Raw genomic sequence first — 23,207 nt, forward strand, 5'->3', positions numbered from 1 at the left:
GTCGATGTCGAGACGCCGTTACTTCTGGCCCGCCGGACGCATGGCCTGGCTGGCGGTGACGCCGGCCTGGACCGGGCGGGCGACGCCGGCCTTCTGACCCGGCTTCATGAACTTCACCAGCACCCGCTGACCGATCAGGAAGGGGGCGTTGTCGGCCGAGACCACGACCTCGACCACCCGTTCGTCGGTGCGGGCCGAGGGGTCTTCGGACTGCAGCTGGCGGGCGCCGAAGACGGCGGCGCGGCGCAGGACGTGGCCCACGGTGATCTTGGTCGGGTCGCCTTCGGGAGTCAGTTCGACCTCCTGGCCGACCGTGACGTTGGGAATGTCGGCCTCGACGATCTCGGCGCGCACGATCCGGGCGGTGTCCGGCTCCAGATCGAACATGGCCGTGACGTTCAGGGTCGAGGCGCCGGCGCCGGGCTGGGCGTAGCGGCGGGCGATCCGGCCGTCCATCGGGGCGCGGATGACGGTCAGTTCCTGATTGTAGCGGGCCTCGGCGAGACGCGACTGGGCCGTCTGGATGGCGGCGTCCTGAGAGGCGATGCGCGCCTCGGCCTGGGCGATCTGGTCGCGGGCCTGGTCCAGGCGCTGGGCGGCGACGTTGTTGGTGGCGGCCAGTTTCGACAGGCGGTCGTATTCGCGACGCGCCGTGGTCAGCTCGACCCGCGACATACCCAGCTGAGCGCGCGCCTCGGTGACGGCGGCGGCGGCGCTCTGGGCGGCCAGGCGCGTTTCGTCGTCTTCCTGACGGGCCAGGATCTGGCCGGCGACGACCCGGTCGCCCTCGTTGACATAGACCTGGTTGACGATGCCGCCGCGACGCGCGGCGACCTTGATCACCCCGCCCTCGACGTCGGCCTTGCCGTTGGCGATGGCGGCGTAGGGGCTGTCGATCTTCTGGGACGCCTCCTTCTCGACCTGGGCCTTCTTGGCGGCGCCGGCCTTGGAGAAGGCGATGAAGCCCCCGACCAGCAGGACGACCAGCACGAGGCCGATCCAGAGCCATTTGTTCTTCAGGAAGGCGGGCATGACGGCAGGGTCCGTTGCAGAAGGGGCTTAGTGAGACGCCAGATGGGCGTCGGGATCGGGGATGCGGCGCTGATCGTCCAGGATCTTGCCGTCTTCGATATGGATGACCCGGTCGGCCCAGGCCTCCAGGCGCGGATCGTGGGTCACGCAGATGACGGCCGCGCCGTATTCGGTGGCGGCCCGGCGCAGCAGGCGGATGACCACCTGGCCGTTCTCGCCGTCCAGGGCCGAGGTCGGTTCGTCGGCGAACAGGATCTGCGGGTTCTTGGCCAGGGCGCGGGCGATGGCGACGCGCTGCTTCTCGCCGCCCGACAGGGCGCTGGGCCGCTGGTTCAGGCGATGGCCCAGACCGACTTCCTCCAGCGCCGTGGTGGCGCGCTTCTTCGCCTCGGACGGCGACAGGCCCTGGTATTTCAGGACGGTCATCACCTGCTGCAGCGCCGTCAGCGACGGGAACAGGTTGAAGCCCTGGAAGATGAAGCCGCAGTGATCCAGCCGGAACTTGTCGATCCGGCCCGAGCCGTAGGCCCACAGGTCGTCGACGTCCAGGATGTCGACCCGGCCCTCCTCGGGCTTCAGCAGGCCCGACAGATTGGCGATCAGGGTCGACTTGCCCGAGCCGGACGGCCCCATGACCATGGTCAGGTCGCCGTGGCGCGCGTCGAAGTCGACGCCCTTCAGCACCTCGACCCAGCTGCGGCCGGTCTTGAACCGCTTGACCAGCCCCTTGGCCTCGATGGCGAAATCGCCGTGCTTGCCGTGCGTCGTCGTATGAGAGGTCATCGCAGCAGATCCGCAGGCTGGCTCTTCTTCAGGACGCCCAGCGACAGGAAGCCGGACCCCAGGGCGATCAGCACCAGCATGGCCGAGACCATCAGCACCATCGTCGGCGGGAAGGACATGGTCAGGCCGGTCCCGGCGGCCAACAGGCTGACCAGCCAGGTCAGGACATAGGCCGCCAGCACCCCGGCGATGCCGACCCAGAAGCTCAGCTCCAGCACGATCCGGCGCAGCGATCCCATCGACACGCCCAGCGCCCGCAGCGAGGCGAATTCCTTGATGTTGGCCATGATGGCGCCGCGCAGCGTCTGCCAGGTGATGGCCACCCCGATCAGGACGCCCAGGAACAGCGAGAAGCCCAGCATGATGGCGATGAAGCTTTCCTTCATCATCGCGCCCTCGTTGGCCTTGGCAAGGTCCTGACGGGTCCAGGCCTTGAACTGGCCGTTGGCGATGGCGTTCAGCTGGGCCACCACGATGGGCGCGCGGGCGGGGTTCTTGATCTGAACCATCAGCGGGCCGACGCGCTCGCCGGTGTTGGCCTCGCCCAGCATCCGCAGGGTGTCGCGCGACATGACCACCGTGGCCTGCATCATGTTGGGATAGCCCTGGGTCACGGCCGCGACCCGAACGGTCTTGCCGTTATAGGACGCCTGGTCGCCCAGCTTGACGCCCAGCCGGCCCAGCGCGGTCTGGTCCACCGCCACCGCATAGGGCTGGCGCAGCGCCTCGACCAGATCGTCGGAATAGTCGATCGGCACCGTCACCGCGCCGGGCACGGCGTCGATGGTGGTGACGTTGACGAACTCCATCTTCTTGGCGGCGGCGTCGGACTTGCCTTCGCCGCCGGGGTTCTGGCCCTTGACGATGTTCTGCCAGCGGCCGCCCGATCCATCCAGATCGGCGACGGCGACCACGTCGGGGTGCTGATAGACGACCGGCATGATGCGGCGCGGCACGCCCGACGGCCCGCCGTTGAACAGGGCCGTGGCGCCGGGGCTCAGGATCATGATGTCGGCGCGCGCGCGGTCGATCTGGGCCGTGAAGGCCTTGCCGATGCCCATGAACATCCCGACCTGCGCCAGGACCAGAAGGCCGGAAAAGGCCAGCGCCACGATCGCCGCCATGTAGCGGCGCCATTCGTAGAGCAGCGTTGAAAGTGCAAGCGACATGAACCGGCGGTTCCCCCGAAACGGGTGCTATCTGACCGCGAGCCGTCGCACCGCCAAGTTAAATCGGCGTAAGGCGGAGCCGTATTGGGGCGGGCATGGTCGGTTGCGCCAAAAACCACGGCGGCCTAAGGCGGCCATCGGCTCTTGGCGCCGCACGCTGGTCGGCGCTAGTTACAACATAACAGACGGGACCCCCGTCCCGCGCTCCGGGAGATACCCTTGATGTCCTTGCCTTCGCTTCGCCTCACCGCCTCGCTCGCCGCCCTGGGCGCCGCGACCGCCGTCCTGTCGGCCCCCGCCTCGCCCGCCAGGGCCGACGAGGGGATGTGGACCTTCGACAACTTCCCCATCGCCACGGTGAACCAGAAATACGGGACCAACATCGACCAGGCGTGGCTGGACCGGGTCCGCAACGCCGCCGTCCGCCTTCAGGGCTGCTCGGCCTCGCTGGTGTCGGCCGAAGGGCTGGTTCTGACCAACCACCACTGCGTCGTCTCTTGCGTGCAGGACCTGTCCACGGCCCAGAACGACTACGTCAAGAACGGCTGGATGCCCGGCTCGCGCGAGGAAGAGAAGAAATGCCCCGGCCAGACGGCCGAGATCCTGACCGACATCGTCGACGTCACCGACCGCGTCACGGGCGCCGGCGCCGGGCTTGAGGGCGCCGCCTTCGTCCAGGCCCGCGCCGCCGAGATCGACAAGATCCAGAAGGAGACCTGCGGCGACGACCAGAAGCTGACCTGCCAGGTCATCAGCTTCTATCGCGGCGGCCAGTACAAGCTGTACAAGTTCCGCAAATACGACGACGTGCGCCTGGTCTTCGCGCCCGAGTTCCAGGCGGCCTTCTTCGGCGGCGACCCGGACAATTTCAACTTCCCGCGCTACGCCCTGGACGCCGGTTTCCTGCGCCTCTACGAGGACGGCAAGCCGGTCGCGACGCCGAACCACCTGACCTGGAACCCGAACGCGCCCAAGGAAGGCGACGTCACCTTCGTCGCCGGCAACCCCGGCTCGACCCAGCGCCTGCTGACGGTGGCCCAGCTGGAGGTCCTGCGCGACCAGCAGATGCCGCTGACGCTGATCCAGTCGTCGGAACTGCGCGGCCGCCTGATCGAATATTCGACCACCGGCGAAGAGGCCAAGCGCGTCACCGTCGATCCGCTGTTCGGCCTGGAGAACAGCTTCAAGGTCTTCTACGGCCAAGAGGGCGCCCTGACCGATCCGTCCTTCATGGCGACCAAACGCCGCGAGGAGCAGGAACTGCGTCAGCGCGTCGCCGCCGCCCCGGCCCTGGCCCAGCGCATCGGCGATCCGTGGGCCGATCTGGAGCGCGTCTCCACCGCCCAGCGCGACCTCTATCTGCCCTATCGCCAGCTGGAATCGGCGGCCGGCCAACGCTCGCAGCTCTACAGCTACGCCAAGGCCATTGTCCGCGCCGCCAAGGAGCGGGCCAAGCCTGTGGCTGAGCGCCGCGCCGGCTATTCGGACGCCGACATCGCCTCGCTGGGCCGCCGCCTGGCGACCGAGACGCCGATCTCGACCGATCTGGAAAAGATCTTCCTGGACTTCTGGCTGTCCAAGACGCGCGAATATCTGACGGTCGACAATGCGAACGTGAAGGCGCTGCTGGGCAAGGAAAGCCCCGAACAGGTCGCCGCGCGCCTGATCGACGGCACGCGCCTGGCCGACCCCGCCTTCCGCGCCCAGGCCCTGGCCATGACGCCGGAGCAGCTGGCCGCCTCCGGCGATCCGCTGATCCAGTTCGTGCTGGCCAATGACGACGCGGCCCAGGCGATCCGCACCCAGTGGGAATCGGCCGTGTCCGGCCCGACCAGCCGCGCGGGCGAAAAGATCGCCCAGGCCCGGTTCGCGGTGTACGGCGCCAACCTGTATCCCGACGCGACCTTCTCGCTTCGCCTGTCCTATGGCCAGGTGAAGGGCTGGACCTATCGCGGCGTGACGGTGGAGCCGTTCACCCACATCGGCGGCCTGTACGAGCGCAACACCGGCGCCGAGCCGTTCAACGCCGCGACCGACTGGCTGGCGGCCGAGAACAAGGTGGACAAGGCGACCGTTTATGACTTCGTCTCGACCAACGACATCATCGGCGGCAACTCGGGCTCGCCCGTCATCAACGCCAAGGGCGAGGTGATCGGCGCGGCCTTCGACGGCAACATCCACTCGCTGGGCGGCAGCTTCGGCTACGATCCCGAACTGAACCGCACGGTGACGGTCTCGACCGCCGCCATCACCGAGGCCCTGCGCAACGTCTATAACCAGCCGCGCCTGCTGCGCGAACTGGGCGTGCGTCGCTAGGACGACCACGAAGTCTCCTCCCCGCTTTGCGGGGAGGGGGACCGCGAAGCGGTGGAGGGGCTCTTCACCAGCGCACCGGCGCCTGTCATGTATTGAAGAGCCCCTCCGTCACGGCGCTGAAGACGCGCCGCGCCACCTCCCCGCAAAGCAGGGAGGAGACATCAAGGACTTGCCCATGCGCCCTCTTCTCCTCGCCTCCGCCGCCGTCCTCGCCTTCGCCGCCACTTCGGCGCGCGCCGAGGAAGGCATGTGGACCTATGACAACTTCCCCATCGCCCGCGCCAACCAGACGCTGGGCACCAACATCGATCAGGCGTTTCTGGATCGGGTGCGGCTGTCGTCGGTGAAGTTCGGCGGCTGTTCGGCGGGGGTGGTGTCGGGCCAGGGGCTGGTGATGACCAACAACCACTGCGTCGCCACCTGCGTCGCCAACCTGTCCACGCCCCAGCAGCAGTATGGCGAGACCGGCTTTACGCCCAAGACGCGCGAGGAAGAGCGCAAATGCCCCGGCGCCACGGCCGAAATCCTGACCGACATTTCCGACGTGACCGAGCGGATGCACAAGGCGGGCGAAGGACTGGACGGCCAGGCCTTCACCCAGGCGCGCGAGGCCGAGGCGGGGCGGATCGAGACCGAGGCCTGCGGTAACGATCCCAAGATCCGCTGTCAGGTCGTCAGCCTGTATCGGGGCGGCCAGTTCAAACTCTACAGGTTCCGCAAATATACGGACGTGCGCCTGGCCTGGGCGCCGGAAGACCGCGCCGCGACCTTCGGCGGCGATCTGGACAACTTCTCCTTCCCGCGCTTCGCCATCGATGCGGCCTTCATCCGCCTGTACGAAGACGGCAAGCCGGTGGAGACGCCGACCCACTTCGTCTGGAACGCCGACAAGCCGACCGAGGGCGAGGCCGTCTTCGTCTCCGGCAATCCCGGCGCGACACAGCGCCTGCTGACCATGGATCAGCTGGCCACCATCCGCGACGTGGTCCTGCCGCTGGACCAGCTGATCGCGTCCGAACTGCGCGGGCGTCTGATCCGCTATGCCGAGGAAGGCGAGGACCAGGCCTTCATCGCCATGGACCCCATCGTCGGCGTCGAAAACACCTACAAGCGCGGCCTGGGCCGGATGCGCGCCCTGACCGACGCCGGTTTCATGGGAACCAAGGCGGCGGCCGAGGCCGACTTCATGCAGCGCTACGCCGCCGCCAACGCCAACGGCTCGAACCCGTGGGAGGCGCTGAAGACCATCCAGCCGCTGGCCCGCGAACTGTATGCGCCCACCGCCTTGCTGGAAGGCGGCACGGCCATGGGCACGACCTCCGTGGCGGGCGGATCGCAGCTGTTCCAGTGGGCCAAAGCCATCGTTCGCGGCGCGCAGGAGCGGGCCAAGCCGTCCGATCAGCGTCTGGCCGAGTTGGCCGACAGCCGCCTGCCCGGCGTCGAATCCGGCCTGTTCGCCGAAAAGCCCACCTATCCCGAACTGGAGCAGATTCGTCTGGAGTGGTGGCTGTCCAAGACCCGCGAATGGCTGACGGTCGACAGCCCCTATGTCCGCACCCTGCTGGGTCGTGAAAGCCCCGAACAGCTGTCGGCGCGCGTCGTCGCCGGCACCAGACTGGCCGATCCGGCGGTGCGCCGCGCCCTGTGGACCGGCGGTCTGGCGGCGGTTCAGGCGTCGGACGATCCGATGATCCAATATGTGCTGTCGATCGACGCCGACGCCCGCGCCGTTCGCGCCGAATGGGAGAACAAGGTCAAGGCCCCGACCGACCGCGCCTCCGAACAGCTGGCCGCCGCCCGCTTCGCCGCCTATGGCGACGCGGTCTATCCCGACGCGACCGGCACCCTGCGCCTGACCTATGGCAAGGTCGAAGGCTCCGACGTGCCGGGCCAGCGGTTTTCCGCCTTCACCACCTTCGCCGGCCTGTGGGACCGGGCGACGGGCGCCGAGCCGTTCAAGGTCGCGCCCAAGCTCATGGCCGCCCGGGACCGGATCGACCCCAATGCGGTGATGGACATGGCCGTGTCCACCGACACCATCGGCGGCTCGTCCGGCTCGCCCGCCGTCAACGCGAAGGGCGAGATCATCGGGGCCAATTTCGATTCCACCGTCCTGACCCAGCGCAACGCCTATGGCTACGACCGCAACACCAACCGCAGCGTCATCGTGACGACCCAGGCGGTGACGGTCGCCCTGCGCGACGTCTATGGGATGGATCATCTGCTGGCGGAGCTGGGCGTCCGCCGTTGAGCGAGATCGTCTTTCGGGCGGCGACAGCGAACGACATCGCCGCCCTGCATCCGCTGATCGAGCGGGCCTATCGCGGCGAGACGGCCAAGGCCGGCTGGACGCACGAGGCCGACCTGCTGTTCGACGACCGGACCAGCGCCGAGGAGTTGGGCGGCCTGATCGCCGATCCCGCGCGGGTCATCCTGCTGGCTCATGACGGAGACATTCTGGTCGGCTGCGTCCAGGTCGCCCGCGCCGGTCGGGACCGGGCCTATCTGGGGATGCTGACGGTCGAGCCGACGGTGCAGGCGTCCGGTCTGGGGCGTCACCTGCTGGCCGCCGCGGAAACCGAAGCCGTGGCCCGTTTCGGCGCGCGGCGCATGGAGATGACCGTCATCCATCGCCGCGCGGAACTGATCGCCTGGTATGGGCGACGCGGCTATGCGCCCACCGGCGAGACCCGCCCCTTCCCCGTCGATCCGCCCCGGCCGGCGCTGGACTTCGTGGTGCTGGAAAAGGCGCTTTAGTCCTCTTCTTTCGTCATTCCGGGCGAAGGGCCGCTTGGCCCGAAGACCCGGAATGACGAAAACAAAGGGCTTGCAAAACGGACACGACTGTCCATTTAAGCGCCTCGTCATGTCGCGCCCCGCCCCCAAGCCTGTCCGAAAGGACGCCGTTCAGAACCGCGCCGCCCTGTTGCAGGCGGCGCGCGTCGTGCTGTCCGAACAGGGGCTGGACGCGCCGCTGGACCTGATCGCGGAAAAGGCCGGGGTCGGGCGCGGCACGCTTTATCGGCATTTCGTCGACCGCACAGAACTGGCCCTGGCGGTGCTGGAGGCCGATGTGGCGGACCTGGGGCGGCGCACGGCCGAACAGGGCGACGATCCGGCCGTCTTCTTCTGGTTCCTGGACCGGCTGGCCGAGGACATGATCCGCAATGCGGGTCTGGCGGGGCTGGTGCGGAACGTGCGGTCGCCGGATGCGCTTACCCCCCTGCGGCAGAGCTTGATGGAGGCGGGCGCCGCGTCGCTGAAGCGGGCCCAGGCCGCCGGTCTGGTGCGGGAGGACTTGCGGCCGATGGACATTCGTCTGATCGCCACCCTGCTGGGCGCCGGGTTCCAGGGCGCCGACGCGGCCGAGCGCGAGGCCGTGTCGCTACGCACGCGGGCGATCATCCTGGACGGCCTGAAACCGCGCGCGGAGGGCCGCTGATGGCCCGCAACAACTGGCATCTGCCCTGGGACCAGTATGTCGAGACGCTGAAGCCGCACGAGCGGCCGATGATGCCCGGCTCGCCCGCCACGCCCGACCATTCCTGGCCGATGCGGATTCAATACGCCCTGACCGGCGTGCTGGTCGCCATGGTCGGATCGCTGGGCAACGCCGCCGTCACCGCCAACATCCAGAACCTGCAAGGCTCGCTGGGCGTCACGGCGACCGAGGCGGCCTGGCTGCCGGTCGTCTTCGTCATGACCAACGCCTGCATGAACCTGATCCTGGTCAAGTTCCGAATGCAGTACGGCCTGCGCCTGTTCACCCAGATCTTCCTGGGGGCCTTCGTTCTGGTCTGCATGGCCCACCTGCTGGTCGACAACTATCAGTCGACGCTGCTGGTGCGCGCCATCGCCGGCATGGCCAGCGCGGGCTTGAGCAGCCTGGGCTTCCTCTATCTGATCCAGGCCTTTCCGGCGGCGCACCGGCTGAAGGGGCTGATCATCGGCATCGGCCTGGCCAGTTTCGCCGTGCCGATCTCGCGCCTGATCATGCCCAGCCTGCTGCAGATGGGCGATTGGCGCGCTTTCTATCTGTATGAGCTGGGGATGTGTCTGGTCGCCTGGGGCGCGGTGCAGATCCTGAAACTGCCGCCGTCCGAGCGGATGCGCGTGTTCGACCGGCTGGATTTCCTGACCTTCGCCCTGTTCGCGCCGGGCGTGGCCCTGCTGTGCGCCGTGCTGGGGCTGGGGCGGATCGTCTGGTGGACCGAGGCGGCGTGGCTGGGCTGGGCCCTGGTCGGGTCGATCGTGCTGCTGGCCGCCGCCGTCCTGATCGAACACAATCGCGCCAATCCGCTGATCAACACCCGCTGGCTGACCGGGCCGGACCTGCTGCGGCTGTTCGGCGCCATCCTCTTGATCCGCATGGTGCTGTCGGAACAGACCTCGGGGGCCGTGGGCTTTCTGACGGTCGTGGGTCTGGGGCCGGACCAGCTGCACGGGCTGTTCCTCGTCATCCTGCTGTCCATGATCGCCGGCACCCTGGTCAGCGCCTTCACCCTGAACATGGCCAAGCTGAACAAGCCGATCGCCATCGCCCTGGCCCTGATCGCCCTGGGCGCCTGGATCGACAGCCATTCGACCGTGCTGACCCGACCGGCCCAGCTCTATTTCAGCCAAGCGCTGATCGCCTTCGCCTCGGCCATGTTCATCGGCCCGGCCCTGATGATCGGCGTCGCCAAGGTGCTGACCCAGGGCAAGGAGAACCTGATCAGCTTCATCGTCATGTTCAGCGTGTTTCAGAACGTGGGCGGCCTGGCCGGCGCGGCCCTGACCGGCAGCCTGCAAGTCGTGCGCGAGAAATACCATTCCAACCAGCTGGCGGCCGGCATCTCGGCCATCGACCCGCAGGTGGTCCAACGCCTGCGCCAGCTGTCGGGCGCCTATGCCTCCACCCTGACCGACCCGGCCCAGCGCAACGCCGAGGGCGTGGTCCTGCTGAGCCGACAGGTGACGCAGCAGGCCAATGTGCTGGCCTATGACGACGTCTTCCTGGTCATCGCCATGATCGCGGCCCTGGGCTGCGCCTGGGTGACTGTGACCCACCTGCGGCCGCGCTGGGCCGCCCGGCGCACCGCCCGCCGGGCCGACAGCGACGCCGCCTCATCCGACACGGCCGCCAAGACCGCCGCCGTCGCCGCCGCCGACTGAACCGAGACCCGCCATGACCGACGCCGCCCCGCCCGCTCCCGCTCCACAAGCCCCCGCCGCCCCGGCCGCCGCGCCTGCCCCCGCGCCCAGGAAGAACGTGCTGTGGACGGTGATCGCCGCCGCCGTCGCCCTGTTCGGCGTCCTGCTGGTGCTTTACGCCTGGCAACTGCCGCCCTTCACCGGCGCGGTCCAGCGCACGGACAACGCCTATGTGCGCGGCCAGGTGACGCTGATCAGCCCGCAGGTCAGCGGCTATGTCACCGCCGTTCCGGTTCAGGACTTCCAGACGGTGCAGCAGGGCCAGCTGCTGGCCCAGGTGGACGACCGCATCTATCGCCAGCGGCTGGAGCAGGCCCAGGCCAGTCTGCACGCGGCCGAAGCGGCCCTGTCCAACTCGACCCAAACCCAGGCGTCGGCGCGCGGATCGGTGGCCCAGCAGCGCGCCTCCATCGCCGCCGCCGAGGCGACCCTGACCCGCGCCCAGGCCGACGCCCAGCGCGCCCGCACCCTGAAGGCCGGCGGCTGGGTGGCCCAGGCCAATGTCGACATCGCCGAGGCCGCCCTGCGCAGCGCCCAGGCCCAGGTCGCCCAGGCCCGCGCCGCCGAGGGCATCGCCCAGACCGGCGTCACCTCCGCCGTGGTCGGCCGCGACAGCTTGGCCGCCGCCGTCGAGAACGCCCGCGCCGCCGTGCGCCTGGCTCAGATCGACCTGGCCAACACCCGCATCGTCGCCCCGCGCGCCGGCCGCCTGGGCGAGGTCGGGGTGCGTCAGGGCCAGTATGTCACCGCCGGCACGCAGCTGATGGGCCTGGTGCCCGACGTGGTCTGGGTCACGGCCAATATGAAGGAGACGCAGATGCGGAACATCCGCATCGGCCAGCCCGTCGTCCTGACCGTCGACGCCCTGGGCGGCCAGAGCCTAACCGGCCGCGTCGAACGCATCGCCCCCGCCGCCGGGTCCGAGTTCAGCGTCATCCGCCCCGACAACGCCACCGGCAACTTCACCAAGGTCGCCCAGCGCATCCCCGTGCGCATCCGCATCGACCCGGGCCAGGACGCGGCCCAGCGCCTGGCGCCGGGCATGTCGGTGGTGGCCAAGGTGGATACGGCGGGCTGATCCGCAGAAAAGCTGGGGGAACAGGTTCGCCCGCCCCACGCTCCCTTCTGTTCAGGCAGGAGACGATCATGGACCGCAAACAGACCAAGGGCCGGGAAAAGAACGGCGCCGACCCCGCCGGCAAGCCGGACGGCGCCACCTCCGACAAGGCCGTGAAGCGCGTCGGTCAGGCAGCGCGCAAGAGCGCCGGGCCGGACGGCCCGGACGCCTCGGTCATCGGCGACACCTTCAAGCGCAAGCCCTAGGCGGCGCGGCGCGGCGACACGCGCGCCGCCAGCAGGTGGGCGTCGTGCGCCCGCATCCGTTCGAAATTGCCCAGGCCCAGCGCCAGGGCGCGCATGATCTCGGTCTGGCGGGTGTGTTCGGGACAGGCCGGCAGGGACGGCTCGGCCCGCGCCAGTTCGGCGTCCAGTTCGGCCATCATCTGGGCCAGGATTGCATCGTTCATCTGATCCTCCATCACGCCGCCGACCGCCGCAGACGGTTAGAGCATGGTTGGAACAAATGCGGAACACACAGTCTGTCGCCAAACTGTGGACGAACGAAAAAGGGCCGGGCGACGTATCGCCCGGCCCTTCGTTTTCAGCTTCGCGACGGGATCAGCCGTCGGCCTGCCAGCCGCCGGCCAGGGCGCGGAACAGGGCGATCTGATAGGTCGTGACCAGGGCGTCGGACTGGGCCAGGGCCGCGTCGGCCGCCGCCTGGGTGCGCTGGGCGTCCAGGACCAGCAGGAAGCTGTCGGCCCCGGCGTTGAAGCGCAGGCGCGACAGCTCGGCGGCGCGGGCCGCCTGGTCGCGCGCCTCGGTCAGGGCCGCGCGGCGGTCCAGCTCGTTGGCGTAGTTGCTGAGCGCCGTCTCCGTCTCCTGCAGGGCCGTCAGCACCGTCTGGTCGAACGTCGCCAGCGCCGCGTCCGACCGGGCGCCGGCCGCCCTGATCTGGGCGCGGGCGGCGAAGACGTTGGGGAAGGACCAGCTGATCAGCGGGCCGAAGCTGAAGCGGAAGTTCCGGTCCTCGCCCAGATCGCCGGACTTCAGCGCCGTCGAACCATAGGAACCGCCCAGGCTGATGCGGGGAAACAGATTGGCGGTCGCCACGTTCACGCGGGCGGCGGCGGCGGCCAGTTCCGCCTCGGCCTGACGCACGTCGGGGCGACGGGCCAGAAGCGCCGCGCCGTCGCCGACCGGGATCGGCTGGGTCAGCTGGGGCGGACGCACGCAGGACGCCGCCGCCTGGCTGGCCTCGGCCGGGGTGCGGCCGATCAGGGTCGACAGACGGAACAGCGCCTCGTTGCGGGCGGCGCGCAGGGTCGGCAGGGTCGCCGCCGTCTGGGCCACGGCCGCGCGGGCGCTGGCCACGTCCAGCCCCGTGCCCGCTCCGCCGTCGAGCAGGGTCTGGGTCAGACCGGCGGTGTTGCGTTGCAGCTCCAGCGTCCGTTCGGCCACCGCGATCTGGGCGTTGGCCGAGCAGACGTCGGCATAGGCGCGGGCGGTCTCGGCCGCGACCGTCACCTGGACCGTGGCCAGGGCGGCCTTGGCGGCGCGGGCGTCGGCGCGAGCGGCGCGGATGGTCGATTCCACCCGGCCGAACAGATCGACCTCATAGGCCGCCTGAACGCCGACGTCATAGGTGTCGACCTCGGGCGCCTTTTCGCCCGCCGGCAGGCCGGGAACCGTGGCGGCCGAGGCGCGGCTGCGCTGGGCCTGGGCGCTGGTGGTCGTGGTCGGGAAGCGGCCGACGCGAGCCTCCGACAGGGACGCCCGCACGGCGCGCAGATTGGCGAAGGCGGCCTCCAGCTGGTTGTTCTCGGCGAAGGCCTGCTGGATCAGGGCGTCCAGCGCCGGGTCGTCGTACAGCCGCCACCAGTCGTCGCGCGCCTGTGCGGTCGAGACCGTCGGGCTGGCCGAGCCGACGAAGGCGCCGGTTCCGGCCGTCGGCAGGTCCGCCGGCGGCGCCTTCGGCCCGACCGCGCAGGCGGCCAGAAGCGCGCTGGAGGCCGCGGCGGTCAGGAGGCTGAGGGTGGTCTTGCGGGTCATCGGATGTCCCCTCCCCGGCCGGTCGCGGGCGCAGGCGCGTTCGGATCGGTCAGGTCGCTGGTTTCGTCGTAACGCTCGATCCGGTCAGGGTTCGAGGTCGGTTTCGGTCCCGGCTTGTGGCCCTGCGGCAGTTTCGACGACAGCCAGCGGCAGACCACATAGAAGACCGGGGTGAAGATCAGGCCGAAGAAGGTCACGCCCAGCATCCCCGAGAAGACGGAGGTGCCCAGCGACTGACGCATCTCCGCGCCCGGACCCGAGGCCAGCATCAGCGGCACGACGCCGAGGATGAAGGCGAAGGAGGTCATCAGGATCGGACGCAGGCGGGTCTTGGCGGCGGCGACCGCCGCATCGAACCGGTTCATGCCCTGCTCTTCCTCGGCCTGTTTGGCGAACTCCACGATCAGGATGGCGTTCTTGGCCGCCAGGGCGATCAGCACCACCAGACCGATCTGGACCAGGATGTTGTTGTCCAGACCGCGCAGGTTCACCCCGATGATCGCGGCGAGCAGACACATGGGCACGATCAGGATGACCGCGAGCGGAAGCGTGAACGCCTCATACTGCGCCGCCAGCACCAGGAAGACGAACACCACCGCCATCAGGAAGATGACCGTCGCGCCCGAACCGGCCGCCTTCTGCTGATAGGCCAGGCCCGTCCATTCGTAGGAGAAGCCCTGGGGCAGGGTCTGGGCGGCCATGTCTTCCATGACCTTCAGCGCCTGGCCCGACGACACGCCCGTCGCGGCGTTGCCCTGAAGCTCGGCGGCCGGGAACAGGTTGTAGCGCACGATCCGCGCCGGCCCCGAGTCGTTCGTCAGATTGGCCACAGAACCGATCGGCACCATGGCCCCCGACGCCGACTTGGTCTTCAGATTGGCGATGTCGGCGATGTCGTCGCGCGCCTGCGGCTCGGCCTGCGCCGTCACCCGGAAGGTGCGGCCCAGCATGTTGAAGTCGTTGACGTAGGACGAGCCGAGATAGACCCCCAGGGTGTCGAACACGGCGCCGGGCTGGACCCCCATCATCAGCGCCTTGTCGCGATCGACGTCGGCGGTGATGCGCGGCGAGGCCGTGTTGTAGGTCGAGAAGACCTGGTTCACCTGGGTCGGCGCCTGGGCGGCGGCGCCCATCATGGCGAAGGTTGCGCCCTCCAGCGGCCGATAGCCGGCGCCTTCGCGATCCTGGATCATCATCGAGAAGCCGTTGCCGGTGCCCAGACCCTGAACCGCCGGCGGGGCGATGACGAAGATCTGCGCGTCCTCGATCTGACCCGTGGCCTGGGTGATGGCCCCGGCCAGGGCGGTCGCGGCCTCCTGCTTGGTGCGATGCTCGAACGGATCGAGGCGCACGAAGATGGTCGCGGCGTTGGAGCCGAACGAGAAGCTGGACCCGTCCAGACCGGCGAAGGCCACGGTGCCGTTCACCCCGTCGGTGCCCTGGATGATCTTGGTGGCGCGGCTCATCACCGCCTCCGTCCGATCCAGAGAGGCGCCGGCGGGCAGCTGGATGACGCCGATCAGGAAGCCCTGATCCTGCTCGGGAATGAAGCCCGAGGGCGTGTCCACCAGACGCCAGGCGGTCAGGCCCAGCAGACCGGCGTAGATGATCAGCACCAGACCGACCGTGCGCACCAGACGCGCGGTCAGGCGACCATAGCGATCCGACAGCCAGTCGAAGCCCTCGTTGAACTTCCGCCCAGCCCAGCCGCCGTAATAGACGACCGCGCCCAGCACGCCCGGCTTGCGGGCATGGTCGTGGTCCTTCCTGTGCGGCTTCAGCAGCAGGGTGGCCATGGCCGGCGACAGGGTCAGCGACACGAACAGGGAGATGATCGAGGCCGAGGCGATCACGACCGCGAACTGGCGGTAGAAGATGCCGGGGATGCCGGGCACGAACATGGTCGGGATGAAGACCGAGATCAGCACAAGGCCGATGGCGATCAGGGCGCCGGACACCTCCTGCATCGAACGATAGGCGGCCTCCTTGGGACTGAGGCCCTCGCCGATGGCCCGCTCCACGTTCTCGACCACGACGATGGCGTCGTCGACGACGATGCCGACCGCCAGAACCAGGGCGAACAGGGACAGGGAGTTGATCGAATAACCCAGCGCCAGCTGCACCGCGAAGGTGCCGACCAGGGCGACGGGAATGGCGATGATCGGGATGATGGCCGCGCGCCAGGTCTGCAGGAAGACCATGATGACGATGACGACCAAGATGACGGCCTCGACCAGCGTATGCTGGACCGACTCCACCGAGGCGGCGACGAATTCGGTCGGGTTGTAGGGCACCGAGACGGTCATGCCGGCCGGCAGGTCGGCCTTCAGCGCCTCGACCTCGGTCAGGACGCGGTCGGCGGTGCCCAGGGCGTTGGCGCCCGGCTGCTGCACGATGGCGATGCCGACGCCGCGCTGGCCGTCGAAGAAGCCGCGAATGCCGTAGTCCTGGGCGCCCAGTTCGATCCGCGCCACATCGCGCAGATAGGTGACGCGGCCCTGGGCGTCCGTCTTAAGGATGACCTTGGAGAATTCGTCGGGGTCGCTGAGACGGCCCTGAACCTGAACCGGCAGCTGGAAGGAGGCGGCGCTGTTGGCGAACGGCGGCTGGCCGATGGAGCCGGCGGCGGCCTGGACGTTCTGGGCGCGCAGGGCCGAGACGATCTCGGGGCCCGTCAGGCCGCGCTCGGCCGCCTTGGCCGGGTCGATCCAGACCCGCATCGAATAGTTGCCGCCGCCGAACACCTGGACCGCGCCCACGCCGTCGATGCGCAGCAGGCGGTCCCGCAGCGTGGAGTTGGCGTAGTTGCCGACATAGTCGTTATCCAGCGTGCCGTCCGGCGACGTCAGGCCCAGGATCATCAGGAAGCCGCTCTCGGCCTTGTTGACGACCACGCCGGTCTGACGCACCGCCTCGGGCAGGCGGGGTTCGGCCAGGGCGACCCGGTTCTGGACCAGCACCTGTGCGGCGTCGAGGTCGGTTCCCGGCTGGAAGGTCACGGTGATCGCCACCGCCCCGTCCGAGGTGGACGAGGAGGTGATGTAGAGCATCTTCTCGACGCCGTTCACCTCCTGCTCGATGGGGGCGGCGACGGTCTCGGCCAAAGTCTCCGCCGAGGCGCCGGGATAGGCGGCGTTGATGGTGATCGTCGGCGGGGCGATCTCGGGGTACTGCGACAGGGGCAGCAGCGGATAGGCGGCGATGCCGATGATCGAAATCACCACCGCGATCACGGCCGCGAAGATCGGCCGATCGATGAAGAAGCGGGAGATGTTCATGGCTTAGCCGGCCGGCAGGCTGTTGGCGAAGGAGGCGCTGGACGCCGGAGCCGCCTGGGTGACGGGCGCCTGGGCGGCGTCGCCGGCGACGGGTTCGATCTTGCCGTTTTTCGGCGTGACCTTGGAGCCCGGCTGGGCGGCGCGTTGCAGTCCGGCGATGATGACGCGGTCGGTCGGGGCCAGGCCCGAACGGACGACGCGCAGACCCTGGACGATGGGGCCCAGCTGGACCGCCTTGTTCGTCACCGTGCCGTCGGCGTTGACCACGGCGACGGTGCGGCGGGCCTGATCGGTGCCGATGGCCGAATCCGGCACCAGCAGGGCGTCGTAGGACCCGGCGCCGGCGACCTGGGCGCTGCCGAACATGCCGGGGCGCAGGAAGCCGTCGGCGTTGGGCAGGATGGCGCGCAAACGGATCACGCCGGACGCGGTGTCCACGGCGTTGTCCGAAAAGTCGAGACGGCCGGTGTGCTTGTAGGTGCTTTCGTCCTGCAGGCGCACATTGACGACGGCGCCCTGATTGGCCCCGCCCTGACGCAGATATTTCAGCAGGACCGCTTCCGACCCGTCGAAGACGAAGTGGATCGGCCCGCCCGAGATGATGGTGGTCAGGATGTCGCCGGCCGACGATCCGCCGGCGATGACATTGCCCGGATCGACGCGGCGATCCGACACCCGGCCCGAGGTCGGCGCCGTGACGCGGGTGTAGTCCAGGTTCAGACGCGCGTTGCGGACGGCGGCGTTGGCGGCCGCCAGATTGGCCTGGGCCGCGTCGACGGCGGCCTTGTTGGCGTCATACTCGGCCCGGGACACGGCCTGGGACGCCAGCAGGCTCTCGCTGCGGGCCAGGTTGGCGCGGGCCAGGGTCAGTTGCGACTGCATCTGGGCGACCTGGGCCTGGGCCTGGGCCAGGGCGGCCTGGGCCGGGCGCGGGTCCAGGGTGAACAACAGCTGGCCGCGCTGGACCATCTGGCCGTCGCGGAAATGGACCGCCTGGATATAGCCGCCGACGCGCGCGCGCACGTCCACGGTCTCGACCGCCTCGAACCGGCCGGTGAACTCGTCCCAGTCGCGCACCTTCTGCTGCAAGGGCGTGGCCACCGTCACCGGGGGCGCGCCCTGCGCCGGCGCTTCCGCCTTCGGCGAACAACCATAAAGCGCACCCGTCACCATGACGGATACCGCTGCAATCTTCAGCCCGCGCATCTGCGCAATCTCCCTGTCGGAGGCAAATCCCTGTCGAGCGGACGTCGGCCGATGGGGAGTCGGCCGTTGTCAACGCATGGTGACTTAATGGTCAGGGCCGTGGCGCTTGTCAACACGCGATGACAAAGCCATATGGAGGTTACGGTTATTGTTCTGTGGAGTGTCACACCCTTGTTATGTCCCGGCACACGCCCGAGAAACGCCGCCGCCACGCGCACGGCCATTCTCGATGCAGCGCGCGAACGGTTCGCGGCCGAGAGCTATGACGACGTCGGCATGCGCGACATCGCGCGCGACGTGGGCGTCGATGCGGCCCTGATCAGCCGCTATTTCGGCTCCAAGGACGACCTGTTCCTGGCCGCGCTGGACAGCTGCGGCGACGGCAGCAGCCTGATGCAGGGCGAGAAGTCCGAGTTCGGCGCGCGCGTGGCCAACGAGATCGTGTTCGAGCCCAAGACCGCCGAAAAGCTGAAGGGCATGTCGATCATGCTGCGCTCCATCGGCTCGACCAAGGCCGCGGAGATGGTCCAGACCACCTGCTCCCAGCGCTTCTTCGGCCCGCTGGAGGAATGGCTCAGCGGACCCGACGCCACGGCGCGCGCGCGGCTTCTGGCCGGCTTCATCATGGGGATGTCCGTCAGCCGCGAACTGGGCGGCGGCAGCTTCAACATCGAGCCGGCCCAGTGCGAGAAGATGCGCGACCGGCTGGCCCCCATCCTCCAGGCCCTGATCGACGGCTGATCCGTCTCGGAAACGAAGAAGGGCGCGGAGGTTCCCCTCCGCGCCCTTTATTCTGTCCGGGGACCGGGCCTAGTGGGTCACGGTCGTCGTCACCTCGGCCCGCGCCTTGGTGCGGATGCAGGCGATGGCGAAGACCGTCAGCCCGACATAGCCCAGCATCGGCACGATGAAGGCCGGCTGCAGATTGCCCGCCGCATCGGCGATGCGCGCCGCCACCTGGGGCAACAGGGCGCCGCCGATGATGCCGAACACCAGAAGGCCCGAGGTCGCCGAGGTCGGGGCGGTGGACCGCTCCAGCGTCAGGGTGAAGATGGTCGGGAACATGATGGAGTTGAACAGGCCGATGGACAGGACGGCATAGGCCGCCGTGGGTCCGCCCAGCTGGCTGACGGTCAGGCACAGGATGGCGGCCGCGACCGTGCAGAAGGCCAGGACGATGCCCGGACGCACCTTGGTCAGGACGGCCGAACCGATGAAGCGACCGACCATGGCGCCGCCCCAGTACAGGGCGACCATCTTGCCCGCCGTCTCGATGGGGGCGTTCAGGATGTCGGGGCTTTCCAGGAAGTTGGTCAGCATCCCGCCGATGGCGACCTCCGACCCGACATAGAGGAAGATGGCCAGGGCGCCGAAGATGGCCCAGGGCGAGGACAGGGCCTTCAGCGGCGAGACGGCCTCGGTCGTCGCGGGCGCGGCGGCGTTGATCTTCTTGCGCGCCGTGAAGATGAAGACGGCGACCAGGGCGAAGAAGGAGCCCATGCCCAGGAAGGCCATGTCGATGCTGCGCAGCGACTGGGTGCGGGTGGCGGCGGTCACGACGGCGCCGGCGGCGAAGACGCCCCCGGTCAAGAGGACGTGCGACCCCAGCCACGGCCCGACCGTGGTGCCCAGCGAGTTGAAGGCCTGCGACAGGTTCAGACGGCTGGAGGCGCCCTTGCGGCTGCCCAGTTCGGCGACCAGCGGATTGGCGGCGACCTGCAGCAGGGTGACGCCCGAGGCGATGACGAACAGGGCGATCAGCACGCCCGGATACCAGTCGGCGGCGGTGGCGGCCGGCACGATCAGACAGCCCGCGACCATGACAATCAGAGCGCCGATGATGGAGCGGCTGTAGCCCAGCTTGCTCAGCACCGAGGCGGCCGGCAGCGACATCAGCCCATAGGCGATGAACCAGGCGAAGGTCGTCAGGAAGGCTTCGGCGTTGTTCAGGTCGAACACCCGCTTCACCGCCGCGATCAACGGATCGATCAGCGAGGTGGCGAAGCCCCAGGCGAAGAACAGGGTGGTGACATAGGCGAAGGCCAGGCCCGCGCCCTGGCGTTTTCCGGCGTCCGGAACGGTCATTGGATGGAATCCCCCAGTGGAACAAGACGGCCGCGCTGGTTCGCGCGGTTCTCCTCGCCTGCTGGTTCCGACATCGGACGGCGGGCGTCCAGTGGAAAAGCGGACGCTGTAACGAAACTTGCCCGCCGAGCGGCCGAACGTGGGCAAAGAAAAGGGCCGCTGCGCGAACGCGGCGGCCCAGTTGCTCGGAGAGAAGGAGGATCAGAACTTGTAGTTCAGACCGACCGCGAAGGTGCGGCCGTAGTGCTGGTAGTCGATGGCCTGACGCTCATCGCCGTTCTGGAAGGTCTTGAACGGTTCGTCGGTCAGGTTGTTGACCTGGGCCAGGATGGACAGCCCCTCCAGAGCGCCCGACTGGAACTCGTAGCCGACCTGGGCGTCGACGACGGTTTCCGCCGCGACCGAACGCAGGGTGCGGCCGTTGCCGAAGCCGGAAACCTCACCCAGGAAATCCGAGCGATAGCGGGCCGAAATCCGCGACTGGAAGCCGTAACGCTCATAGTAGAGCGAACCGTTGATCACGTTCTCCGACAGACCCGGCAGGGCCGTGGGGGCCTGGGTCGGATCAGGCTGGACCTCGCTGTCGGTCGTGGAGGCGCTGAACTGGGCGCCGAAGCCTTCGAGCGCGGGGTGGAAGATGTCGAAGGGCGCCGAGATCGACAGTTCCAGACCCTTGATCCATCCGCCCTGACCGTTGTCGGGCGCCGACGACTTGCCGAAGTTGATGACGGGCGTCACGCCGCCGGTCGGATAGCCGGTGAAGTCGAAGATCTGGTCGTGATTATAAACGTAGCTTTCCAGATGTTTGTAGAAGGCCGCCAGCGAGATGTAGCCCTTGCGGTTGGCGAAATACTTCTCGAACGAAATATCCGCGACGTCGGCGATATAGGGCGTCAGCGTCGGATTGCCGCCCGAGGCGCTCCAGGGCGAATTCTGGTCCGCCGAGGCGCCCGGCACGTTCTTGCCGTTGTCGAACGAATAGTTCCGCGATGCGCGCATATCGTCCATGCGGGCGCGCGCCAGGGTGCGGGCCGCCGCGAAGCGCACGAAGCTGTCGTCCGCCACCTGAAGGATGAAGTTCGAGCTGGGCAGGATTTCCAGATAGTCCTTGCCGCCCGAAACGGCGATCGTCTGGGACACGCCCGGCCCGACCTGACGCGCCGAGAAGCCCGACGAGCTTTGGTCCGTATAGACGAACTGCATGCCGACGTTGCCGGTCAGGGGCATGCCGAACAGGTTGTGGTCGATGTTGGCGCGGACATAGGCGGTCGAGACCTTTTCCGTCACTTCCCAGTTGCCGGCGGCGACGTCGGCGTTCGGATTGCGGATGCGGTTCAGCGCGCCGCTGTTGACCAGGCCCAGGGCGTCGTAGCTCAGCACCTGCGAGATGCCGAGATAGCCCAGGTCGGTCGGGTCCAGCAGGAAGGCGGTCGGCACGGTCAGATCGCCGCCGCCGGGGACGCCGAGATAGTATTGATCGTTGACGAAGCTCTTCTGGCGTTCGGAATAGTTGAAGCCGAAGTCGATGGACTTGAACGGGCTCTGGTGCAGCTGGCGCGTGACCGAGAAGCGGGCGGCCTTCAGTTCGTCCTCAACGGACGGCGTATTCAGATAGCCGGCCTGCCCCTCGGGGATCACGTCGCCGCCCCAGCCTTGCGGGCTGGTGATCTTGATCAGGGTCGGATCGGCGTAGTTCAGGCGGCTGGTGAAGCGCGTCACGCCGTCGCCGGTCAGCTGGAAGCCCAGGGTGTCCAGGGCGCCGTTGATGTTGCGGCCCGTGCCCGCGTTGGTTTCCAAGACGATGTCATTACGCTCGACCTTCGAATAGCTGAGGTCCAGGTTCGCCGACCAGTCGTCGCTGAGGGTGAACTCGGTGTTCCAGCCCAGGGCCGTGATGTTGCTGTCGCGCTTGTTCAGGTCGTTGCGGACCACGCCCTTGATGTTGTCCCACGTCCCCGCGACGATCAGGCCGTTCTCAACGGTGTAGCCGGGACGCAGCGACGGGCCGGGACGGCAGATCGCCGACGGCACGTTCACGGTGCAGTTCCCGGCCGAACCGCCCCAGGCCAGCGGGAATTCGATGCCGCGCAGGACCTGGGTGTTCTTGAACTCGGAATAGAAGGCGTCGATCGTTGAGTGGATGCGGTCGTTGGGGCGCCATTCCAGCACGCCCATATAGCCGTCGCGCTCCAGCTCCGACGACATGACATAGGGCTTGACCCCGCCGGTGATCAGATTGCCGTCGCTGTAGTTGGGATAGCCCCAGGCGTTGAACCGCTCGGACTGATAGGGCGAGTTCATGTGGGCGTAGCCCAGGGCCACGCCCAGCGTGCCGTCCAGGAACTGGTCGACGTAGGAGACGGTGTAGCGGTCGCCCTTGTCGGTGGTGCCCGAGTTCAGGGCGCCGATGTCGTTCCATTCGTGGCGATAGTTCAGGGCGATGGCCTGACGGCCATAGGCCAGAGGGCGCACGGTGCGCAGGTCGACGGTGCCGCCCAGACCCTGGCCGATCAGGGCCGAATCCGGGGTCTTGTAAACGACGACGCTGGACAGCAGTTCGGCGGGGAACTGGTCGAACTCGACGCCGCGGTTGTCGCCGGTCGTGACCAGTTCGCGGCCGTTCAGCAGGGCGGTGGTGAAGTCCGGGCCCAGGCCCCGGATCGAGATTTGCTGGCTGCGGCCGTCCAGGCGCTGCATCGTCACGCCCGGCAGGCGCGCCAGGGATTCGGCGATGGACACGTCCGGCAGCTTGCCGATGTCCTCGGAGGAGATGACCTCGACGATCGAGGTGTTGTTGGCCTTGGCCGAGATCGAGGCTTCGATCGAGCGACGGATGCCGGTGACGACAATTTCGCCCACCTCGGTCGGCTGGTCGCCGGCCTGAGGGGTCGTCGCGGCGGTCTGGGCGTGGGCCGAGCCGACGGCCATGACGGCGGCGGCGCCGAAGGCGACGCCGGACAGCAGACGCGCGCGTCGGTTGAGACGTTGGAACATGATCATCCTCCCTGGGGCTTGTCGCGTTTCTGAACGTCGC

At 68.4% G+C, this 23,207-nt stretch carries 17 protein-coding genes; 8 read left to right on the forward strand and 9 right to left on the reverse strand.

All coding sequences use genetic code 11. From position 1 onward, the window contains the following. Positions 1–18: 18 nt before the first annotated feature. From SH203_RS08045 to SH203_RS08055, 3 genes are read right to left on the reverse strand one after another with little or no spacing between them, the layout of a single operon-like run. Positions 19–1,032 (reverse strand): HlyD family secretion protein, encoded by a 1,014-nt coding sequence (locus tag SH203_RS08045; RefSeq protein ID WP_087120358.1) that lies wholly within the window; start codon positions 1,030–1,032, stop codon positions 19–21. Between the two features lie 27 nt (positions 1,033–1,059). After that, positions 1,060–1,815: an ABC transporter ATP-binding protein gene (locus SH203_RS08050; RefSeq protein ID WP_087120359.1), complete on the reverse strand. Its 756-nt coding sequence runs from the start codon at positions 1,813–1,815 to the stop codon at positions 1,060–1,062. After that, positions 1,812–2,984: an ABC transporter permease gene (locus SH203_RS08055; protein WP_087120360.1), complete on the reverse strand. Its 1,173-nt coding sequence runs from the start codon at positions 2,982–2,984 to the stop codon at positions 1,812–1,814. The genes SH203_RS08050 and SH203_RS08055 overlap by 4 nt, the downstream gene beginning before the upstream one ends. A gap of 222 nt (positions 2,985–3,206) precedes the next feature. On the opposite strand from SH203_RS08055, the gene SH203_RS08060 reads away from it, so the two are divergent. The 7 genes from SH203_RS08060 to SH203_RS15635 all read left to right on the forward strand — a co-directional run bounded on the left by SH203_RS08060 (position 3,207) and on the right by SH203_RS15635 (position 11,816). Continuing rightward, positions 3,207–5,300 carry a S46 family peptidase gene (locus tag SH203_RS08060; RefSeq protein ID WP_087120361.1) on the forward strand — a complete coding sequence of 698 codons (2,094 nt, stop codon included), beginning with the start codon at positions 3,207–3,209 and terminating at the stop codon, positions 5,298–5,300. 175 nt (positions 5,301–5,475) lie between these two features. After that, positions 5,476–7,551, forward strand: a complete 2,076-nt coding sequence (locus SH203_RS08065; RefSeq protein WP_087120362.1) for a S46 family peptidase — start codon at positions 5,476–5,478, stop codon at positions 7,549–7,551. Next, positions 7,548–8,057 carry a GNAT family N-acetyltransferase gene (locus tag SH203_RS08070; protein ID WP_087120363.1) on the forward strand — a complete coding sequence of 170 codons (510 nt, stop codon included), beginning with the start codon at positions 7,548–7,550 and terminating at the stop codon, positions 8,055–8,057. The genes SH203_RS08065 and SH203_RS08070 overlap by 4 nt, the downstream gene beginning before the upstream one ends. 109 nt (positions 8,058–8,166) lie before the next feature. Beyond that, positions 8,167–8,742, forward strand: a complete 576-nt coding sequence (locus SH203_RS08075) for a TetR/AcrR family transcriptional regulator (protein WP_087120364.1) — start codon at positions 8,167–8,169, stop codon at positions 8,740–8,742. Next, complete coding sequence (locus tag SH203_RS08080) at positions 8,742–10,454, forward strand: MFS transporter (protein ID WP_087120365.1); 1,713 nt, start codon at positions 8,742–8,744, stop codon at positions 10,452–10,454. Before SH203_RS08075 ends, SH203_RS08080 begins: the two co-directional genes overlap by 1 nt. 13 nt (positions 10,455–10,467) lie before the next feature. Next, complete coding sequence (locus SH203_RS08085) at positions 10,468–11,571, forward strand: HlyD family secretion protein (RefSeq protein WP_087120366.1); 1,104 nt, start codon at positions 10,468–10,470, stop codon at positions 11,569–11,571. A 68-nt stretch (positions 11,572–11,639) separates the two neighbouring features. Then, positions 11,640–11,816, forward strand: coding sequence for a hypothetical protein (locus SH203_RS15635; protein ID WP_200808859.1), 177 nt, complete (start codon positions 11,640–11,642; stop codon positions 11,814–11,816). Here SH203_RS15635 and SH203_RS08090 read toward each other — a convergent pair. From SH203_RS08090 to SH203_RS08105, 4 genes are all read right to left on the reverse strand, one after another. Further along, positions 11,813–12,019 (reverse strand): hypothetical protein, encoded by a 207-nt coding sequence (locus SH203_RS08090; protein WP_234989431.1) that lies wholly within the window; start codon positions 12,017–12,019, stop codon positions 11,813–11,815. The two genes, SH203_RS15635 and SH203_RS08090, sit on opposite strands and share 4 nt — an antisense overlap. Before the next feature lie 151 nt (positions 12,020–12,170). Beyond that, positions 12,171–13,604 carry an efflux transporter outer membrane subunit gene (locus SH203_RS08095; protein WP_087120368.1) on the reverse strand — a complete coding sequence of 478 codons (1,434 nt, stop codon included), beginning with the start codon at positions 13,602–13,604 and terminating at the stop codon, positions 12,171–12,173. Beyond that, the gene (locus SH203_RS08100) at positions 13,601–16,882 is read right to left on the reverse strand and encodes an efflux RND transporter permease subunit (RefSeq protein ID WP_087120369.1); all 3,282 of its coding nucleotides are present in this window, start codon (positions 16,880–16,882) and stop codon (positions 13,601–13,603) included. The genes SH203_RS08095 and SH203_RS08100 overlap by 4 nt, the downstream gene beginning before the upstream one ends. A gap of 3 nt (positions 16,883–16,885) precedes the next feature. Then, positions 16,886–18,088 carry an efflux RND transporter periplasmic adaptor subunit gene (locus SH203_RS08105; protein WP_087120370.1) on the reverse strand — a complete coding sequence of 401 codons (1,203 nt, stop codon included), beginning with the start codon at positions 18,086–18,088 and terminating at the stop codon, positions 16,886–16,888. Between the two features lie 132 nt (positions 18,089–18,220). On the opposite strand from SH203_RS08105, the gene SH203_RS08110 reads away from it, so the two are divergent. Next, on the forward strand, positions 18,221–18,829 hold the full coding sequence (locus tag SH203_RS08110; protein WP_159457554.1) for a TetR/AcrR family transcriptional regulator: 609 nt from the start codon (positions 18,221–18,223) through the stop codon (positions 18,827–18,829). Between the two features lie 69 nt (positions 18,830–18,898). Here SH203_RS08110 and SH203_RS08115 read toward each other — a convergent pair whose 3' ends face one another. Together SH203_RS08115 and SH203_RS08120 are read right to left on the reverse strand one after the other, a co-directional pair. Beyond that, a complete protein-coding gene (locus tag SH203_RS08115) occupies positions 18,899–20,173 on the reverse strand; it encodes a sugar MFS transporter (RefSeq protein WP_087120371.1) in 1,275 nt (424 codons plus the stop codon). A 201-nt stretch (positions 20,174–20,374) separates the two neighbouring features. Then, positions 20,375–23,167 carry a TonB-dependent receptor gene (locus SH203_RS08120; protein WP_200808860.1) on the reverse strand — a complete coding sequence of 931 codons (2,793 nt, stop codon included), beginning with the start codon at positions 23,165–23,167 and terminating at the stop codon, positions 20,375–20,377. Between the last annotated feature and the right edge of the window lie 40 nt (positions 23,168–23,207).

This window comes from Brevundimonas sp. SH203, assembly GCF_002157625.1.
In the GTDB taxonomy this organism is placed as follows: Bacteria; Pseudomonadota; Alphaproteobacteria; order Caulobacterales; family Caulobacteraceae; genus Brevundimonas.

Bases quoted from the DNA above. Each gene is read 5' to 3' on its own strand.
- SH203_RS08055 (WP_087120360.1), bottom strand. From the start codon at position 2,984: ATGTCGCTTGCACTTTCAACGCTGCTCTACGAATGGCGCCGCTACATG.
- SH203_RS08075 (WP_087120364.1), top strand. From the start codon at position 8,167: ATGTCGCGCCCCGCCCCCAAGCCTGTCCGAAAGGACGCCGTTCAGAAC.
- SH203_RS08110 (WP_159457554.1), top strand. From the start codon at position 18,221: ATGGAGGTTACGGTTATTGTTCTGTGGAGTGTCACACCCTTGTTATGT.
- SH203_RS08050 (WP_087120359.1), bottom strand. From the start codon at position 1,815: ATGACCTCTCATACGACGACGCACGGCAAGCACGGCGATTTCGCCATC.
- SH203_RS08045 (WP_087120358.1), bottom strand. From the start codon at position 1,032: ATGCCCGCCTTCCTGAAGAACAAATGGCTCTGGATCGGCCTCGTGCTG.
- SH203_RS08060 (WP_087120361.1), top strand. From the start codon at position 3,207: ATGTCCTTGCCTTCGCTTCGCCTCACCGCCTCGCTCGCCGCCCTGGGC.
- SH203_RS08090 (WP_234989431.1), bottom strand. From the start codon at position 12,019: ATGAACGATGCAATCCTGGCCCAGATGATGGCCGAACTGGACGCCGAA.
- SH203_RS08105 (WP_087120370.1), bottom strand. From the start codon at position 18,088: ATGCGCGGGCTGAAGATTGCAGCGGTATCCGTCATGGTGACGGGTGCG.
- SH203_RS08065 (WP_087120362.1), top strand. From the start codon at position 5,476: ATGCGCCCTCTTCTCCTCGCCTCCGCCGCCGTCCTCGCCTTCGCCGCC.
- SH203_RS08085 (WP_087120366.1), top strand. From the start codon at position 10,468: ATGACCGACGCCGCCCCGCCCGCTCCCGCTCCACAAGCCCCCGCCGCC.
- SH203_RS08120 (WP_200808860.1), bottom strand. From the start codon at position 23,167: ATGTTCCAACGTCTCAACCGACGCGCGCGTCTGCTGTCCGGCGTCGCC.
- SH203_RS08095 (WP_087120368.1), bottom strand. From the start codon at position 13,604: ATGACCCGCAAGACCACCCTCAGCCTCCTGACCGCCGCGGCCTCCAGC.
- SH203_RS08115 (WP_087120371.1), bottom strand. From the start codon at position 20,173: ATGACCGTTCCGGACGCCGGAAAACGCCAGGGCGCGGGCCTGGCCTTC.
- SH203_RS15635 (WP_200808859.1), top strand. From the start codon at position 11,640: ATGGACCGCAAACAGACCAAGGGCCGGGAAAAGAACGGCGCCGACCCC.
- SH203_RS08100 (WP_087120369.1), bottom strand. From the start codon at position 16,882: ATGAACATCTCCCGCTTCTTCATCGATCGGCCGATCTTCGCGGCCGTG.
- SH203_RS08080 (WP_087120365.1), top strand. From the start codon at position 8,742: ATGGCCCGCAACAACTGGCATCTGCCCTGGGACCAGTATGTCGAGACG.